Below are 1,269 nucleotides of genomic sequence, written 5' to 3'. Positions count from 1 at the left end.
CGGCAGCTGCAGTTGGGTGCCGGCGGTCGTGACCAGCCACAGGTCGGCGCGCTCACCGACCCGGATGCCGGCCACGTCGGGCCAGGCGATCGTGCGGCGGGCGACCAGCGACCGCACGGTGACCCCGTCGTCCCCGAGGTCGACGCCGACCCGGAACACCCAGGCGGCCAGCGCCAGCGGCACCGCCATCAGCAGCCACGCCCAGGGCGAGCCGACGGTCACCGGGAGCACGCAGATCGTCAGGAAGAGGACGGGGACGAGCGCGATCCGGCTCATCCGCATGCGAGCGACAGCCACACCCCGATGGTCCCAGATCCGGCGGGGTGGCCGGTGGGGGTCGGTCAGTCGCTGCTCAGCCGGGCCAGCCGGGCGGCGCTATCGGTGCCCGCGGCGGCCGTGTAGACGACCAGGTGCAGGTCGGGGGAGTCCGCCAGGGTGAGCTGGTGGTGCTCCAGCAGCAGGATGCCCACCCGCGGGTGCTCGAAGCGGCGCTCGCTGGAGCTGAACGAGTCGACGTCGTGGCTGGCCCAGCCGGCCCGGAAGTGCTCGCTGGCCCCCTGCAGCCGGGTGACCAGGTCGACGACGGCCGGGTCGTGCACCCGACGGCCGACCTCGGCCCGGAACTGGGTGAGGAAGCGCCGGCTGTCGGTGGCCCAGTCGCCGAGCAGGCTGCGCACGGCGGGGTCGGTGAACACCACCCACAGCAGGTTCCGCTCGCCCTCCGGCGCCGTGGCCACCCCGGGGTAGAGCCGCTCGTAGGCGGTGTTCCAGCCGAGGATCGACCAGCTGTGGGTGAGGACGAAGGCGGGGGAGGGGCCCAGGGCGTCCAGCAGCCGCACGGCGTGTGCCGGCAGCTCCGCCGGACCGGGCTCGGCCGGGGCGGTCGCGGCGTGCCCGGTGAGCCGCAGCACGTACTCGTGCTCGGCCGGCGAGAGCTGCAGCGTGCGGGCGACGGCGTCCACCACCTGCCGGGACGGCGAGATGTCCCGGCCCTGCTCCAGCCACGTGTACCAGGTGTGGCTGACGCCGGACAGCAGCGCGACCTCCTCCCGACGCAGCCCGGGTGCGCGCCGGGCGCCGTGCCCGGGCAGCCCCACGGAGGCGGGCTCCACCTGCCGACGCCGGGAGCGCAGGAAGGCCGCCAGCTCGGTGCGTGGGGAACCGGTCACGCGGAACCTCCTGGGGACGACGTCGGGTGGTGGTGCCAGTACCAGCATCAAGGGTCTCCTTGTGCCCTCGTGCACCGGCCCGCACGCTTGGCCGGCCGCA

The 1,269-nt window shown here is 74.8% G+C and carries 2 protein-coding genes; both read right to left on the bottom strand.

All coding sequences use genetic code 11. The annotated features are described in order from the left end of the window. A partial coding sequence (locus tag G5C62_RS27080) for a PH domain-containing protein (protein ID WP_164703423.1) occupies window positions 1–297 on the bottom strand: 297 nt, incomplete at its 3' end. Between the two features lie 44 nt (window positions 298–341). Further along, window positions 342–1,169 carry a helix-turn-helix transcriptional regulator gene (locus G5C62_RS27075; protein WP_241176176.1) on the bottom strand — a complete coding sequence of 276 codons (828 nt, stop codon included), beginning with the start codon at window positions 1,167–1,169 and terminating at the stop codon, window positions 342–344. Window positions 1,170–1,269 lie beyond the last annotated feature (100 nt).

The organism is Modestobacter sp. KNN46-3 (genome assembly GCF_011039295.1).
Note: the sequence above shows the minus strand (reverse complement) of the source record. Positions and strands in the feature narration are given on the sequence as shown.